The sequence below is a fragment of the Terrisporobacter muris genome, from assembly GCF_024621905.1.
Classification (GTDB): Bacteria; Bacillota; Clostridia; order Peptostreptococcales; family Peptostreptococcaceae; genus Terrisporobacter; species Terrisporobacter muris.
The window spans coordinates 1-2,136 of record NZ_JANKBY010000472.1; the positions used below are offsets into that span (position 1 = coordinate 1).

The following is a 2,136-nucleotide window of genomic DNA, read 5'->3' on the forward strand; positions in this document are numbered from 1 at the left end:
TAAAGGAAAATACTTAGAACTTGAAAGAGTAAAGGAAAAATACACTATGCACACGAGAACTGTGACTACAACAGTGAATGGAAAAAAACACACAAGAATAGAAACTTATTGGACATGGGATAGAGTATGTATATATTTCAGTTCTTCATCTGTAAATTTTTTATTAACTTTGTTAGGATCACTTTCATAGATAACTTTATTATCCTTATCTAAAATCTGAATAAAGCTATCTTTTCCTGCTAATTTTTTTATACGTGACTTATTAATTTTGCCAGATTCCTTATCACGAATTAAACTCGCATAATCTACTAATTCTTTAACCATCGGTTCACTAACAATATTTTTTATTTCATAATTTACACCTTTCAATATGCATATAATAGAAATTACAATAATACCTGTAAAAAAAATATAGTTTCTAACTAAAATTGTATAAAATCTACTTTTATTTTTTTTCAATTTTATAACCAATCCCCCTTACAGTTTTAATATACTCAGGATTTTTCGAATCATCTTCCACTTTTTCACGAAGCCTAGAAACATGAACCATCATAGTATTATTATCACTTTCAATATAATCTCCATTAATTGCTTCACACATCTGTAATTTGGTATATACTTTCCCTGGAGTTTTCATAAGAAGAGCCAAGATTTTATACTCTGTAGGAGTTACAATAACTTCTTCTCCTCTTTTAAATAAAGCTAATTTTTGTGTATCTAAAGTCAAGTCTCCTACTATTAATTGTGTTTCTTCTTTTTCTACAATAGTTTTATTAAAATGATAAAATCTTCTTAAATTAGAATTAACTCTTGCCACTATTTCCATTGGATTAAAAGGCTTTGTTATATAATCATCTGCACCTAAATTTAACCCTAGAATTTTATCATCATCTTCATTTTTAGCAGATAAAATAATTATTGGTATAGTATATTTTGATCTAATTTGCATAGTTAACTCATAACCATCCATTTTAGGCATCATAATATCCATAACTACTAAATCTACTTTTATATTTTCTATTATATTTAAAGCATCTATTCCGTTTTGTGCAGACATAACTCTATGTCCATCACTTTCAAGATAAATTTTTAGTAGCTTTATTATATCTATATCATCTTCTACAACAAGTATATTATAAGTCAAAATTTTCACCTCTTCTTTTTCTCGTAACTTTAACATAGTGATTTCCTTTAATATTTAAAATGTGAGTACCTGCAATAAATATACCACTTATTAATACTAATAAGTAAAAACTTATTCCTCTACTTACAAGCATGGCTGAACTTAAAATTTGAGCTGGGAATAAAGTTTTGTAAATAACCATAAATCCACTTTCACTAACTCCTACAGCTCCAGGTAACGGTAAAGCAGATACACTAATATATAAAACTGCTTGTAACATAACTACTGTAGTTAAAGAATACCCACTTAAGCCAAATGCTTTATATATCCAAAATGGTACGCTATGAAGAGCCACTATTTGTACTGTTGTGGTCATCAAAACTTTCAAAACTGTAAGTTTATTTTCCTTGAAATACTTAGCACTTTCTTTGTATTCTTTTACCTGCTCTGTTGCCATCTCTTTAAATTTATCTACTTTTTTATATTTAATCTTTCCTAAAATAAAACAAATAAAATCGATAAACTTTCCTATAAATCTTTTTGAAAAAATTGCTGTTAATATAAGTAGCATAACTAATGTATTTAAAATAATTCCTAATAAAACTAAATATTTTATACTCCCTAATGTATTAACTAGTAATTTATGCTCAGCTATATATCCAACTATAGCCATAGTTACTGTTACAAATTGAAAACTAGCAAGGTCCATAAGCAGTGCCAAAGATGAATGTGATACTTGAATTCCATCTTTATGCATATAATAAACTTGCATTGGCTGTCCTCCTGATGCAGAAGGTGTTACAGAACTAAAAAATAATCCTACAATTGCATATTTTATCGATGTAAAAAAATTAATATCATACTCCATAAGTTTTAAATTTCTACCTATATTTATACCTTCACAAATAATAAAAGTACAACTACAAACTATACCTATAGTAGTATAATTTATATTAAGAGAAGAGATTGTATTTATAATTTCTTCTATATTATTATTTTTAAAAATTATATAA

General features: G+C 26.6%; 3 protein-coding genes. All 3 read right to left on the reverse strand.

The features are described from left to right. Positions 1-105: 105 nt before the first annotated feature. Positions 106-459, reverse strand: a complete 354-nt coding sequence (locus NSA58_RS19325; RefSeq protein ID WP_257560878.1) for a hypothetical protein — start codon at positions 457-459, stop codon at positions 106-108. Continuing rightward, entirely contained in the window at positions 446-1,153 is a 708-nt protein-coding gene (locus tag NSA58_RS19330) for a response regulator transcription factor (RefSeq protein ID WP_334309349.1), read from the reverse strand. The genes NSA58_RS19325 and NSA58_RS19330 overlap by 14 nt, the downstream gene beginning before the upstream one ends. Continuing rightward, positions 1,134-2,136, reverse strand: a 1,003-nt coding sequence (locus tag NSA58_RS19335; protein WP_257560877.1) for a lysylphosphatidylglycerol synthase transmembrane domain-containing protein, incomplete at its 5' end; no start/stop codon positions are given. The genes NSA58_RS19330 and NSA58_RS19335, both read right to left, overlap by 20 nt.